The 13,716-nt window shown below is 65.8% G+C and carries 12 protein-coding genes; 5 read left to right on the forward strand and 7 right to left on the reverse strand.

The window, feature by feature from the left end:
- Nucleotides 1–18: 18 nt before the first annotated feature.
- The gene (locus IE116_RS00095) at nt 19–900 is read right to left on the reverse strand and encodes a LysR substrate-binding domain-containing protein (protein ID WP_189608721.1); all 882 of its coding nucleotides are present in this window, start codon (nt 898–900) and stop codon (nt 19–21) included.
- 120 nt (nt 901–1,020) lie between these two features.
- Here IE116_RS00095 and IE116_RS00100 point away from each other — a divergent pair, with 120 nt between their 5' ends.
- Complete coding sequence (locus tag IE116_RS00100; RefSeq protein WP_189608722.1) at nt 1,021–2,007, forward strand: Bug family tripartite tricarboxylate transporter substrate binding protein; 987 nt, start codon at nt 1,021–1,023, stop codon at nt 2,005–2,007.
- Between the two features lie 210 nt (nt 2,008–2,217).
- On the forward strand, nt 2,218–2,982 hold the full coding sequence (locus IE116_RS00105; protein WP_308428189.1) for a maleate cis-trans isomerase family protein: 765 nt from the start codon (nt 2,218–2,220) through the stop codon (nt 2,980–2,982).
- Between the two features lie 102 nt (nt 2,983–3,084).
- Here IE116_RS00105 and IE116_RS00110 read toward each other — a convergent pair whose 3' ends face one another.
- The 5 genes from IE116_RS00110 to IE116_RS25750 form a co-directional block, all read right to left on the reverse strand.
- Nucleotides 3,085–4,065, reverse strand: a complete 981-nt coding sequence (locus IE116_RS00110) for an alpha/beta hydrolase (RefSeq protein ID WP_229827925.1) — start codon at nt 4,063–4,065, stop codon at nt 3,085–3,087.
- A 23-nt stretch (nt 4,066–4,088) separates the two neighbouring features.
- Entirely contained in the window at nt 4,089–6,578 is a 2,490-nt protein-coding gene (locus IE116_RS00115) for a TonB-dependent siderophore receptor (protein ID WP_189608725.1), read from the reverse strand.
- A 115-nt stretch (nt 6,579–6,693) separates the two neighbouring features.
- Nucleotides 6,694–7,707, reverse strand: a complete 1,014-nt coding sequence (locus IE116_RS00120) for a FecR domain-containing protein (RefSeq protein ID WP_189608727.1) — start codon at nt 7,705–7,707, stop codon at nt 6,694–6,696.
- Entirely contained in the window at nt 7,704–8,207 is a 504-nt protein-coding gene (locus tag IE116_RS00125; protein ID WP_189608729.1) for a sigma-70 family RNA polymerase sigma factor, read from the reverse strand. The genes IE116_RS00120 and IE116_RS00125 overlap by 4 nt, the downstream gene beginning before the upstream one ends.
- Before the next feature lie 223 nt (nt 8,208–8,430).
- Nucleotides 8,431–8,970 carry a hypothetical protein gene (locus IE116_RS25750; protein ID WP_229827926.1) on the reverse strand — a complete coding sequence of 180 codons (540 nt, stop codon included), beginning with the start codon at nt 8,968–8,970 and terminating at the stop codon, nt 8,431–8,433.
- Between the two features lie 81 nt (nt 8,971–9,051).
- On the opposite strand from IE116_RS25750, the gene IE116_RS25755 reads away from it, so the two are divergent.
- The 3 genes from IE116_RS25755 (at nt 9,052) to pnp (ending at nt 13,082) form a co-directional block, all read left to right on the forward strand.
- Nucleotides 9,052–10,308: a branched-chain amino acid ABC transporter substrate-binding protein gene (locus IE116_RS25755; protein ID WP_373303030.1), complete on the forward strand. Its 1,257-nt coding sequence runs from the start codon at nt 9,052–9,054 to the stop codon at nt 10,306–10,308.
- Nucleotides 10,309–10,438: 130 nt separating this feature from the next.
- Nucleotides 10,439–10,708 carry a 30S ribosomal protein S15 gene (gene rpsO / locus IE116_RS00135; protein ID WP_179588404.1) on the forward strand — a complete coding sequence of 90 codons (270 nt, stop codon included), beginning with the start codon at nt 10,439–10,441 and terminating at the stop codon, nt 10,706–10,708.
- A gap of 244 nt (nt 10,709–10,952) precedes the next feature.
- A complete protein-coding gene (gene pnp, locus IE116_RS00140; protein WP_189608733.1) occupies nt 10,953–13,082 on the forward strand; it encodes a polyribonucleotide nucleotidyltransferase in 2,130 nt (709 codons plus the stop codon).
- 145 nt (nt 13,083–13,227) lie between these two features.
- On the opposite strand, the gene IE116_RS00145 is transcribed toward pnp, so the two are convergent.
- The gene (locus IE116_RS00145; protein WP_189608735.1) at nt 13,228–13,608 is read right to left on the reverse strand and encodes a hypothetical protein; all 381 of its coding nucleotides are present in this window, start codon (nt 13,606–13,608) and stop codon (nt 13,228–13,230) included.
- Nucleotides 13,609–13,716 lie beyond the last annotated feature (108 nt).

Here is a 13,716-nt window from a genome sequence, read left to right on the forward strand (position 1 = left end):
AGCGGCGTATCGGCGGCGTCATGCGTCCAGCGGCGCGGCGATCGATGCCAGGAAGGTTTCGCGTGCCTTGGTCGGGCTGTCCTTGCGCACGATGGCAAAGACGTTGGCTTGGGGAGTGGGGTCCGTCAGCGTGCAGGTGACCACGCCGGGCTTGAGGCGCTGGCAGGTCGACGCCGGCACCAATGCCACACCCAGGCCGGCTTCGACCAGGTTCAGTTGCGCCGGCACTTCGGACACGGCTTGCGACGCCTGCGGCGTAAAGCCGGCCTTGGCGCAGCAGTCGAAGATGTGCTGCGCGAACGCCGAGGTATCGCGGCGCAGGACCACGAAGTGTTCGTCGGCCAGTTCCGCCAGGCGCAGTTGCCGTTTGGCGGCGAGCGGGTGGCCGGCGGGCAGCACGGCCAGGACCGGATCGGGCCAGAGCGGCACGCAGTCCAGCAGCGGGTCGGCAATGCAGGCGCGCGTAAAGCTGACGTCGATACGGTGTTCGCGCAAGGCATCGATCTGGTCGCTGGGTTTCATCTCGTTCAGGATGACAGACACTTCCGGATGGGTGATGGCGTACCGGGCGATCAGGTCGGGGAGGGGACCCAGAAAGTGAGAGCCCGACAGGCCGACTTCGACCCGGCCGGCCAGGCCCTGGTCCACGGCCCGCACGCGCACGCCAGCGTCCTTGAGCCGGGCCAGGATGGCGCGCACGTCGTGCAGGAAGCAGACGCCGGCTTCCGTCAGTTCCACCCGGCGGCTGGTGCGGCGAAACAGCGCGGCGCCCAGCTCGGTTTCCAGCTGCGCGATCTGCATGCTGAGCGGCGGTTGGGAGATATGGAGACGGGCGGCGGCGCGCGTGAAGTTCAGCTCTTCGGCCAGGACGGAGAAGTAGCGGAGTTGGCGAAGTTCCACGGCGGGGCTCCAGGTATGATCCATACGCGCGCCATATCGATCTAGACGAAAACGATATTGGCGTATATCGAATATACCGTGAAGAATACGCTTCACATAACGACAAACTTTGAGACTCTCATGACCCGACTGAAAGCGGCTGCGGCCGTGGCCTTGCTCGCGACACCCCCTTTGCTTGCCAGTCCCCCCATCGCCCTGGCGGCGGATGAATTTCCGAGCCGGCCGATCACCCTGATCGTGCCCAACCCGCCGGGCGGGCTGGTCGATACGTCGGCGCGGGTGCTGAGCGAACCGCTGAGCCGGGTGATCGGCAAGACGGCCGTGGTCGAGAACAAGGACGGCGGCAGCGGCAACATTGCGTACCAGTACGTGGCCCGCGCCAAGCCCGATGGCTACACGCTGCTGATTTCGTATTCGGCGTACCACGTCGGCAACCCGGCCATCACCGCCAAGCTGCCGTGGGATCCGCTCAAGGACTTCGAGCCGGTTGCCTTGTTGACGGTCGCAACCAATGTGGTGACGGTGCCTACCAGCGTGCCGGCCAACAACCTGAAGGAACTGGCTGCGTATTTCAAGCAGGCGCCGGGCAAGTACAACTACGCGTCGCAGGGCATCGGGTCGATGTCGCACATCGGCACCGAGATCTTCAAGCAGCAGAGCGGCACGCAGATCACGCACGTGCCGTATCGCGGCTCGGGTCCGGCGATCCAGGACGTGCTGGCAGGCAACGTGCAGCTCTTCATCACCACGCCGCCCTCGGTCATGGGCCATGTGCAGACGGGCAAGTTGAAGGCGTTGGCCGTGACCAGCCAGAAGCGCCATCCGATGCTGCCGAATGTGCCGACCAGCGCCGAAGCCGGCCTGCCGGCCTTTCAGCTGGAATCGTGGGTGGCGTTGTTTGCCCCGGCGGGCACGCCCAAGCCGGTGATCGCAACGCTGGCCGCCAATGTGCAGAAAGCGCTGGCGACGCCGGAAAGCGTCAAGCGTGCCGAAGGCGCAGGTATCGAAGTGAAGTTTGAAGGTCCGGAAGCGCTGGCGCAGCGCGTGCGCACCGACCTGGCCTACTGGGCCAAGACGGTGAAGGCGGCGGGCATTACGCCGGAGTAAGGCAGCCAGAGCAAGGTTGCCGGAGTAAGGCGGCCCGGTCAAGCAGCCGGGTCAGGCAGTGCGACGGGCGTCAGGCCCGCTGCGCAAGGCCTGACCGCAACGCAGGTTTTCCCGCCTGGGCGGGTGTCAACTATCAGTACACTGAAGATTAATGATTTGCGCGGATCTGCCGGGTGTTGCCCGCGACCCGTGTCCTACCTGGAGAAGTTCATGGAAAGCAACGAATCGCGCGTCTACCGTATCGGTCAGATCGTCCCCAGCTCGAACACCACGATGGAAACGGAAATTCCGGCGATGCTGCTGCGCCGCCAGACCATCCTGCCCGAGCGCTTTACCTTCCATTCGAGCCGCATGCGCATGAAGAAGGTGACCAAGGAAGAACTGGTGCTGATGGACAAGGAATCGGACCGCTGCGCACTGGAGCTGTCGGACGCCCGTGTCGACGTGCTCGGCTATGCCTGCCTGGTCGCTATCATGAGCATGGGCCGCGGCTATCACCGTGAATCGCAGGAACGCCTGCACCAGGTCACGGTGGGCAACAACGCCGCCGCGCCCGTGGTGTCGAGCGCCGGTGCGCTGATCGAAGGCCTGCAAGCGATGGGCGCCAAGAAGGTGTCGGTGCTGACCCCGTACATGAAGCCGCTGACCGGCATGGTCGTCGACTACATCGAGCATGAAGGCTTTGAAGTGCAGGACAGCGTGTCGCTGGAAATCTCGGACAACCTGGAAGTGGGCCGTCAGCCTTCGCTGGCTCCGGCCGAGCACGTCAAGCGCCTGGACACCAGCGGCGTCGACGTGGTCGTGCTGTCCGCCTGCGTGCAGATGCCGTCGCTCGACTCGATCCAGATGGTCGAAGACCGCCTGGGCAAGCCGGTGATCTCGGCCGCGGTGGCGACCGTGTATCGCATGCTCAAGGTGCTGAACCTGGAAACGCGCGTGCCGAACTGCGGCTCGCTGCTGTCCGGCAAGTACTGATCCTTCGGATCGTTGAACGATGAACGGCCCGCATAGTGCGGGCCGTTTGTCATTGCAGGCCGCATAGTGCGGGCCGTTTGTCATTGCGCCGGGGGCAAGGTCTCAGCGCGTCCGAGCCGTGAACACATGCCGCATCACGCGGGTGACCGCGGCAATCGGCACCGTGCCGTGGGTTTCGTCGGCCAGCGTTTCGTACGACGTCGTCAGCCCCAGGCCGGACAGGGCCTGCAGGCGCCCGTGCAAGGCCTGCGCGTCCCGCAGCATCATCGGTGGTTCGCGCCCGCCGGCGAACAGCATCAGCGTTGTCTGCGTCAGGTTCACCTGACCGGCCTGCGCGCGCTGCGTAAAGGCGCGTTCTTCGGGCAACAGGTAGCGGTCCTGCCACCAGATCGACGGGCTGGCCGCGATGTAGTGGGTGAACAGCCAGGGCCGCGTGTACAGAGCGTGCAGCGTGAACATCCCGCCGAACGAATGCCCGAACAGGCTCTGCTGCGTCCGGTCCACCTTGTAGCGGCGGGCCAGCTCGGGCTGCAGCTGGTGCTCGATGAAGTCCAGCATCTCGTCGTGGCCGCCCAGTGCCGGCGCACCCGGCGGACGTTCACGGCCTGCAGGCGCCGGGGGCGAGTAATCGTACGATCGGCCCTTGAAATCATAGGGCTGGTCGGTCGGGTAGCCGATCGCGACCACCATGGCCTTGTCGAACTCGAAGCGCTGCAGGCGCAAGGTGTCGCTGAAAGCGCCGAACACCGAATTGCCATCGAGCACGTACAGCACCTGGTAGCCATTGGCCGGCGCCGGGTCCTTGGCTTCGGTGATCATGATGCGGTACTCGCGCCCCTTGGCGCTCTGCATGGCAAGGTGGCGCGTGCCGGGCAGCGCCACGGGCGGGGCGGCGTCTGCCGCGGCGGCAGCGGGATCCGCGGGCAGGGGCGCAGAGCCCGGCGACTGCGCCGGCGCGGCGGCAAAGGCGACCGCATGGACGGCGAGCGCGGTCGTTGCGGTCGCCCATCGCGCCAGGGCCATCAGGCGCCGCGCAAGGCCATGTGGTGTTGGCGACAGGGTCTGGGAAGGCAGGGTCAACATCTTTCCTTTCTTGGGTGGCTGGTTCACCAGCGATAACGCAAGGACGCAATGACGGTGCGGCGCTGGCCGCGATAGCAGAAGCCGGCGTTGCACACCTCCATGTCCTTGTCGAACAGGTTCTGGACGTTCACCGCGCCGCGCCAGCCTTTCATGCTTGCGTCGAGGCGGGCAAGATCGTAGTACACGGCCAGGTCCATCAAGGTCGTGCCGGGATTGGTGGACGCGTTGATTTTGTCGGTCTTGTTGGCGCCAATGAACCGCACGCCCGCGCCCAGTCCCAGTCCGGCAAGCGGCGTGGTGCGCAAGACCGTGTCCGCCCACAGCGACGCCGTGTGGCGCGGCGTGACCGGCAATTCCTTGCCGATCTCGGCAGGGTCCGTCGACCGCGTCACTTCGGTGTGGTTATAGGTATAGGACGCGGTCAGGTTCACATCGCGGGTCAGGCTGGCCTTGCCCTGCAACTCGAGCCCACGCGAGCGGACCTGTCCGGTCAGTTCGGAAAACGCGGTGCCCGGAATGCTGCGCACGGCGTTCTGTTCGGTCAGGTCGAACAGGGACGCGGTCAGGAACGCGTCTTCGTTGCGCGGCTGGAATTTCACGCCGACTTCGAACTGTCGCGCCTTGGTCGGATCGAGCGGTGACCCGCTCACCGACAGCGACGTGTTCGGCTGGAACGATGTGGCGTAACTTGCATAGGGCGACACGCCATTGTCGAAGGCATACAGCACGCCGGCCTGGGTGGTGATGGCATGACTGCGCTTGTCGGTCGTGACCGCCGCCGTGCCCAGGTTGCGCGCTTCATGTTCGACGCCGTCGCGACGCACGCCCACGTTGAAGCGCCAGCGGTGCCACGACATCTGGTCGGCCACGTACACGCCCAGTTGGTCGACAAAGGTGCCGGTGCGCGGCGCAAGCTCGGGGGTCGGCGCACTCACATTGCCGTACACCGGATTGTCCAGATTCAGGACTGGATAGTCCGCCGCGTTGCCCACGCCCAGCCCGAAGGTGGACGCGACCTTTTGGTAATCGATGCCGAACAGCAGGCGGTGATCGACCGGCCCGGTGCGAGCCTTGGCGTGGAACTGGTTGTCGATCACAAAGGTATCGACCTTGTTTTCGATGGCGTAGGCGGTGCGCCGGAGCAGGCGCGTGCCGGGCACCAGCCCGGCGCCGCTCAGGTAGCGCGCATGTACGTTGATCACGCCATAGCGGGCCTTCTGCGTGAACGACAGCGTGTCGTTGAAGGTGTGGTCCAGGCGATAGCCGAGCTGGTATTGCTCCTGCTTCTGGTAGTCGTAGCCATAGTCGCTCACCCGGTTGCGCGACGCGCGGCCGTTATCCTGGTACACGCCCACGCTGCTGTCAGTCTCGTCCTTCAAGGCGTGCGCCATGACGGTGACTCGGGTCTTGTCGCTTGCCTGCCAGGTCAGCGATGGCGCCAGGTAATAACGATTGTTGGCGGCCTTGGCATCCGTGTCGGCGTCACGGGCCATGCCGGTCACGCGCCACAGCACCTTGCCGTCGGCGTCCAGCGCGCCGCCGAAGTCGCCGGCCAGCTGCTTGCGGTCATGGTTGCCGGCCTGGACTTCCAATTCGCGCAGCGGCGTGGCGGTGGGTTGCTTGCTGATGCGGTCGATCAGGCCTCCCGGCGTGCTCTGGCCATACAGCACCGACGCCGGCCCCTTGACGACGTCGATCCGTTCCAGGCCATAGGGCTCGGACTTGAAGTAGGCATACGATCCTTGCCCCTGGCGCAAGCCGTCACGGTAGTCGCCGTACGTATTCACCGGAAAACCGCGAATGCTGATCTGGTCGAAACGGGGATCGTAGCCGTAGGCGCCCGTGACCACGCCCGCGGTGTACCGGACGGCTTCGGGCAGGCTTTGCGCGCCGCGCACGTCCAGCTCGTCACGCGTAATCACGGCGATCGAACGCGGCGTTTCGTTGATCGGCGTTCCGGTCTTGGTTGCGGATTCCGCCTGCCGCGCCACGAAACCGCGGGGCGCAGCGTCGCTGCCCAGGGCAGGGGCCGACACGGCGATCGGGGTCAAGGTCGCGGGCGCCGGACCGGTGCTGGCGGGTGCCACCGAGGCACCGGTCCGCGGGGTCAAGGCATACCCGCCGCGGCCATCCGGCACTGCGGCCAGGCCCGCGCCGGACAGCAGCAGGGCGAACCCCTGGCCTACCGTGTAGGTGCCGCGCAGCGCCGGCGCCGTTTTGCCGGCCACCTGTTCCGGATCGAACGACAGCAACACACCGGCGCTGCGTGCATAGCGGTTCAGCGTCGGGCCAAGGTCGCCTGCGGGCAGATCCACCGGGTAGCTGGCGTCCTGTGCGTACGCAGCCGGCGCGGCGATGCCTGCAAGGACCAGCGCGGCGGGCATGCCCAGCACCAGGGGTAGCGACAGCACCGGCGCCGTGTGCAGAAAGCGGCGGGTCGACGCGAAAGGTGTGCGCCCGTGTCGGGCGGAAAGGGGCCGGGCAATACGCGGGGCGGGGCGAGGGCGGATCATGAGCGTCCTGGGTTCGTCAATCGGATGCCTGGATACCGGACGAGATCGCAAAACACGCAAAGGAAGGTGTAACTGCCCAAGGCGCATCAGGCCTGCGCGCCTGGCCTGCCCCCCTTCACGCCGCCGTCACCGTGACCCAATACCGGGTGCGCCGGTGCACCGACACCGGCAACACCCGGGCGATGGCGTCGAGCGCGTGATCGGTGTTCATGACGGGATAGACCCCCGAAATGCGGTGATCGGCAATGTCCGCCGCGCACTGGACGAGGCCGACGCGATAGCGCGCGAGTTCGGCCACCAGATCGCCCAGGCGCATGGCCTGCGCCACGATGACGCCGTCCGTCCACGCGCCGTCGCCGTCCTCCAGGGGCATCGCCGGGCCGACCTGGCGGGCCGTGAAACAGGCCGCGCTGCCCGCCCGCAACAGTGCTTGCGGGCCGTCTGCGCAGGTAATCCGGACCTGGCCGTCGTAGACCGCAACACGGGTGCCGGCCGGCGTTCGCCTGACGGCAAATCGGCCCTCCGTGGCGCTGACCACGCCTGCCGGATCGCGCACCTGCAGCGGCTGTTGCCGGCCGCGGTTGCCGACGCGCAGCAGGATCTCGCCGCGCAGCAGGTCGATGGCGCGGTGGCTGGCGTCCAGATGCACCGCAATGGCGGTGTTGGTGTTGAGCGTGATGCGGCTGGCGTCGTCCAGCGACACCTGGGCCTGGTCGCCAACGGCGGTGTAATAGTCGGCGACCAGATCCTGCCAGGGCAGCCACTGGTAGCCGGACCAGGTTGCGCCAGCGCCCGTCGCGGTGCCGCCCACTAGCAATAGGGACTTGAGGACAGCTCGCCGCCCGGTGCGCGCGCGGTCCGCATCGGCGCGCGCCAGGGTGCTGCGCAGCGTGCGGGCCGGCATGACGGTGAGCAGGGTGCCGATGTGCTGCAGCCGGTCCCAGGCCAGTGCATGCGCCGGATCCGCATCGCGCCAACGTGCGAAGGATTCACATTCGGCTTGAGACGCCGCGCCCGATTGCAGGCGCACTTTCCAGGCGATGGCGGTATCCCGAAGGCTGTCGGTTGCGCTGTCGTGCAGACCGTCGCGCAAGCCGGCCTGCATGCTGCCACGCATCCGGTCGTTCATGCCGCGTCGTAGCAAAGCCGCCAGGCCTGCGTCATGTAGTGCTGCACGGTCCGGATCGATATCCCCCGCTGCGCGGCGATATCGGCATAGGCCAGCCCGTCCAGCTGCGCCATCAGGAACACCTCCCGCACCTTGGCGGGCAGGCGCCGCAACAGCCGGTCCACCGCCACCAATGTTTCCAGTACCAGGGCCTGCGCTTCCGGAGAAGGCGCGTGCGCAGGCGGCATCGCCTCCAACGCCGCCACATAGGCCCGTGCCAGGGCGGCGCGGCGGAAATGGTCGATCAGCAGTCCCTTGGCAATGGTTGTCAGCAAGGCCTTGGCTTCGTCCATGTACAGCGCATCCCGCTTTTCGATGATGCGCACGAAGGTGTCCTGCGCGATCTCGTCGGCATCCTGGCGCGAACGCACGCGGGCGTGCAGCCATCCGCACAGCCAGGCGTGATGGTGGCGGTAGAGCGTCGTGATCTGGTCGTGTCCAAGGGCGTGCGCGCCGGCCATGGTCCCCTCCATGAGAATGCGTATCATTCTATGGCAATTTGGCGCATCGCCCAATCAGTGGTGCTACGTCCGGCGGACCGGTTCGTGGACCTGGCCCGCCCCCACAAACGACAAGGCCGTACCTTGCGGCACGGCCTTGTCAGTTTCCAGCTTGGTCACGGCGCTTGCGATGCGCAGTCGACGCTTACCACTGCTCCCCGGTCAGCCCGTGCCGGCGCAACGCTTACCGGCCGAAGCCTTCACGCGGATCCGCCAGGGGGTCGGGGCCCGGGTGGAAGCGGGTCACGACGCCGTCGCGGTCGCGCACATAGACGTACATCAGCGAGTTCCAGACGCCGTCCTGGCGAAAGCGGTAGCCCCACACTGCCTGGTCCGCGGGGTAGGCCACACGCCGGATTTCGGCAGGCGGTCCGAATTCGAAAATCATCCGGTCCCGGTTCCATTTACCTTCTTCCAGACCGTCGTTGATCATCTGGAAGCGGTTGCTCGTCAGCGCCTGCACGGTCGAGACGGCCACGTGGTTCGCGTCGTAGTCGGTGATCCAGGTGTACTGACCCATCGGTTGCGACGTGTAGATGAGTCGCGTGCCGCCGTTTGGCAACGGCCGCTCGACCGCGGGCTTGCCCAGGCGCGCCATGGTGGCAGCCTGGGTTTCGCCGGGCTGGATGCTGGCCGGACTGGCACAGGCGCCCAGCAGCGCCGCCAGCGCAGCGGCGGCCAGCACGTGCGGCAGGCGCCGGCGCATCCCTTGACTGATACCCATACAATCCCCTTTTTCGACTTGGTGGAGAAGCGTGTGACCTCTAGTCGCAGCTTCGGGTTCCTGGCCCGCATTGTAAGTGTGTTGACCGTTGCAGCCGCTGCAGCGCCGTTGGCGGCGATAGCGGCCGTTCCGGCCGCAGCCCCCGCATCGCCCATCCGGCTTGCCGTGATCGAGGCCATGTCCGGTCCGTTCGCCAACACGGGCGACGCCATCATGCGCAACCTGCGGTTTGCGGTGGATCGCATCAACGCCAGGGGCGGCGTGACGCTGGCCGACGGCAGGCATCCGCTGGAACTGGTCAGCTTCGACAGCAAGAACCAGGTCGACGAAGCGCTGCTGCTGCTGCGCGCGGCCAGCGACCAGGGCATGACCCTGATCCTGCAGGGCAATAGTTCGGCGGTGGCGGCCGGCCTGCTGGAAGGCATCAACCGCCACAATCAGCGCAATCCGTCGCGGCGCATGGTGTTCCTGAACTATTCGGCTGTCGATCCCGCCCTGACCAACGAGAAGTGCAGCCCCTGGCATTTCCGGTTCGACGCCAATTCCGACATGCGCATGGCAGCCCTGACCGAGGTCATGAAGCGCGACCGGAGTGTGCGCAAGGTCTACCTGATCAACCAGGACTACAGCTTTGGCCAGCAGGTATCGCAGGCGGCGCGCAGCGCGCTCGCCGCCAAGCGGCCCGACGTGCAGATCGTGGCGGACGAGTTCCACGCGATCGGCAAGGTCAAGGATTTCGCGCCGTATGCCGCCAAGATCGTGGCCAGCGGGGCCGACACCGTCATTACCGGCAACTGGGGCAATGACCTGACGCTGCTGATCAAGGCGGCGCGCGAAGCGGGCGTCAACGCCAACTTCTACACCTTCTATGCGAACGCCCTGGGTGCGCCGGCGGCGATCGGCGATGCCGGCGTGGGCAAGGTGCGCGCGGTGGCCGAATGGCACTACAACGCCGGCGAGCCCGGCATGGACGCGGCCTATGCCGCCTACCGCAAGCAATTCCCGCGGCCAGCCGACGACTACCTGAACGCCCGCATGCTGCACATGGTGGACATGCTGGCGGCGGCGCTGGAAAAGGGCGGGTCGGCCGACGCGGTCTCGGTCGCCCGGCAATTGTCGGGCATGCGGTGGACGCAGGAAGGGGCCGATCTGTGGATGCGGCCGGCCGACCACCAGGCGATCAAGCCGCTGTATGTATTCACCATGCAGAAGCAGGGCGTCGGGACCGCGCGGCTGGACGTCGAGGGCAGCGGCTACGGGTTCGAGACCGCCCTGAAGGTCAGCGCGCAGGACTTGACCTTGCCCACGCGCTGCGTGATGCCGACACTGCCACGATAGGGTATACTCTCGGGCTGCCTCGAACCGTTTCGGGGCAGTGGTGCGGTTAACCCCTTCGCATCAACAACATCTGCAATCAAACATTCACGGCGAGGCGCCTCGGCTTCGCCGCCTGTCTGGAGAGGAAATCATGTCCGTCGCTGACATCAATAAAGCTACCATCGTTACCGAATTCCAACGTGCTCAAGGCGACACCGGTTCGCCAGAAGTGCAAGTTGCGCTCTTGACCGCTCGTATCAACGAACTTACCGGTCACTTCAAAGCCCACACCAAAGACCATCACTCGCGCCGCGGCCTGCTGCGCATGGTGAGCCGTCGCCGCAAGCTGCTCGACTACCTGAAGAGCCGCAACGCCGATGCATACCGCGGTCTGATCGAGAAACTCGGTCTGCGCAAGTGATTGTCGGGGGGCACGGAACGTTGTCCCGCGCTGCGGTGGTGCAGGTCATGGCGTCGTCATTCCCGATGCCATGCGCCCTGGTTTCCCGCCCGGCGTGGGCCGGCTTTTCCGTGAGTTTCCAGTCCTGCGCGGTGCGCGGGACTGGCACCAAAACACCTCCCTCCTGAATTGGAGAGTGCCTGTGTCAGGAATACCTGTCACAGGCATTTTCATTTCCGGAGGGCAACCGTAAAGGATGCCTGTCATGTTCAATAAAGTCACAAAAACATTCCAGTATGGCCAGCATACCGTCACCCTCGAAACCGGCGAACTCGCTCGCCAGGCGTCGGGTGCCGTCCTCGTGTCCATCGAAGACACCGTGGTGCTCGCCACGGTCGTTGGCTCCAAGCGCATCAAGCCGGGCCAGGATTTCTTCCCGCTGACCGTCGACTACATCGAAAAGACCTACGCTGCCGGTCGTATCCCGGGTGGGTTCTTCAAGCGCGAAGGCAAGCCGTCCGAAAAGGAAACGCTGACCTCGCGCCTGATCGATCGTCCGCTGCGCCCGCTGTTCCCCGAAGGTTTCTACAACGACGTGCATGTGGTCATCCACACGCTGTCGGTCAATCCCGAGATCGATCCCGACATCGCCGCGATGATCGGTGCATCGGCCGCGATGGCTATTTCCGGCCTGCCGTTCGCCGGCCCGATCGGTGGCGCGCGCGTGGGTTGGATCAATGACCAATACGTACTGAACCCGACTGCCAGCCAGCTCAAGACCTCGGCCCTCGACCTGGTGGTCGCCGGCACGCGCGACGCCGTGCTGATGGTCGAATCCGAAGCCCAGCAGCTGTCCGAAGAAGTGATGCTCGGCGGCGTGGTGTTCGGTCACGAGCAGATGCAGGTCGTCATCAGCACGATCGACGAACTGGTCCGCGAAGCCGGCAAGCCCGAGTGGGACTGGAAGGCGCCGGCCCGCAACGAGCCGCTGATCGCCGCCGTTCGCAGCGCCGGTTACGCCGCGCTGGAAGCCGCCTACCAGACCCGCGACAAGCAGGCCCGCACCACCAAGCTGCGTGATGTCTCGGCGCAGGTCAAGAGCGCGCTGGCCGAACAGGCGTCGTCGGGCGCCATCGCCGAATACAGCTCGGTCGACGTCGACAACATCCTGTTCGAATTCGAATCGCAGATCGTCCGCAGCCAGATCCTGAATGGCGAACCCCGTATCGACGGCCGCGACACGCGTACCGTGCGTCCGATCAGCGTCCGCCTGGGTGTGCTGCCGCGCGCCCACGGGAGCGCGCTGTTCACCCGCGGTGAAACCCAGGCGCTGGTCATCGCCACGCTGGGCACCAAGCAGGACGAGCAGATCATCGACGCCCTGATGGGCGAGTACCGCGACCGCTTCATGCTTCACTACAACATGCCTCCGTTCGCCACCGGCGAAACCGGTCGCATCGGCGTGCCGAAGCGTCGTGAAGTCGGTCACGGCAAGCTGGCCAAGCGCGCGCTGACGCCGCTGCTGCCCGCACCGCAGGATTTCCAGTACACCATCCGCGTCGTGTCGGAAATCACCGAATCGAACGGTTCGTCGTCGATGGCCTCGGTTTGCGGCGGTTCGCTGGCCATGATGGACGCCGGCGTGCCGGTCAAGGATCACGTGGCCGGTGTGGCCATGGGCCTGATCAAGGACGGCGGCAAGTTCGCCGTGCTGACCGACATTCTGGGCGACGAAGATCACCTGGGCGACATGGACTTCAAGGTGGCCGGTACCGCCAATGGCGTGACCGCACTGCAGATGGACATCAAGATCCAGGGCATCACCAAGGAAATCATGCAGGTCGCACTGGCGCAGGCCCGTGAAGGCCGCCTGCACATCCTGGAAAAGATGCGCGAAGCCATCGATTCGTCGCGCGGCGAACTGTCGGCGTTCGCGCCGCGCATGCTGTCGATGAAAATCAATCCGGAAAAGATCCGCGACGTGATCGGCAAGGGTGGCGCCACCATCCGCGCACTGACCGAAGAAACCGGCACGCAGATCGATATCTCGGATGACGGCACCATCGTCATTTCGAGCGTGGATCTGGATCGCGCCAAGGAAGCCCAGCGCCGCATCGCCGACTTGACGGCCGACGTGGAAGTGGGCCAGGTCTACGACGGCAGCGTGCTGCGTCTGCTGGACTTCGGCGCGATCGTCCAGGTGCTGCCAGGCCGTGACGGTCTGCTGCACATCTCGGAAATCGCGAACCATCGTATCGCCAACATCAACGACGTCCTGAAGGTGGGCCAGCAGGTCCGCGTGAAGGTCATCGAAGCTGACGACAAGGGCCGTCTGCGCCTGTCGATCAAGGCGATCGCCGTGGCTGCCGAAGCCGAGCCGGCGCCCCAGCAGTAAGCGGGGCAGGACGGGTCACCACGGTGGCCCGGCCACGTCCGATCCGTCGGGCGGGGCGAACAAAAAGCGGGGACTGTGTTGAGCAGTCCCCGCTTTTTTTATGGCCCGGTCAGTTGGCCGCCCTGGGCTTCCCCGCTTGGGCGGCTTACCCCATGGCGGACACGGACGGCATGTCGTCGTTGCGCACCACGGTCACGTTCCAGAAGACGTCGACAACGTATTGCGCCTTCAAGGGCAGGGCAGGCGGCGGGGCATCCAGCCATTCCACGACCAGCAAGGCCGTGGGCCCGCCTTCAACCAGCCGGCAGCGCAGGCCTTCGGCGCCAAGCATGGCGCACGCGAAGTCAGCCTGGTCGGCGCCGGCGACGAACCCGAAGGTGGCGTTGCACAGCGATGCATGGGCGCGCATGCGCAGGCAGTTGCGCAAGCGTTCCAGTCCTTGCTCCCGTCCGCGATACCAGGGCGGACGTGCAGGCGCCTTGCGGTTGCGGCTCAACAGCGCAAGTTCATCTACGAGTTTGATCATGGCTCCTCTCGGTCACACGGCTCACAACGTGCGGCCCGCCCGGACAGCACGCAAGCAACGGCGACGCGTCTGTCTGACAGACGCGCTTTATCAACCCGGTGATAAGGC

It is taken from the genome of Pigmentiphaga litoralis (assembly GCF_014651835.1).
Classification (GTDB): Bacteria; Pseudomonadota; Gammaproteobacteria; order Burkholderiales; family Burkholderiaceae_B; genus Pigmentiphaga; species Pigmentiphaga litoralis.